Source organism: Telluria sp. AZSoR62 (assembly GCF_058111565.1).
The window spans coordinates 1-305 of sequence record NZ_JBYTST010000222.1; the positions used below are offsets into that span (position 1 = coordinate 1).

Sequence of the window (305 nt, forward strand, 5' to 3'; positions counted from 1 at the left end):
CTTGTCAGCAGCTCTGGATTTCCGGGGGACAAAGGACAGGCGGATGATCTCCATCATAATTAACCTGCTAAGCCACGCGGAGTCTGAATACCTTTCGTGATAATCAGAGATAAAGCTGCCGCTCTGGAGGTCTGCAAACCAGGTGCCGTGAGCCAGGCTCAGTACGTTGCTAAATAGCGACTTCATTGCTTCCATGCCATCAAGCATCCTACCGGTCTGCCTGCACATGGTTTTGGTTGTCATTGCATCGCGACGGTCTATGGCCGCTTGGATTTGTACGGTGACCTCGTGCCCGAGCCCAGTTT

General features: G+C 52.8%; 1 protein-coding gene. It reads right to left on the reverse strand.

Annotated elements, in window-relative coordinates; translation table 11 throughout:
- Positions 1-243: hypothetical protein (locus AC3XQU_RS23585; RefSeq protein ID WP_489876568.1), on the reverse strand; the 243-nt coding region annotated here is incomplete at its 3' end.
- Positions 244-305 lie beyond the last annotated feature (62 nt).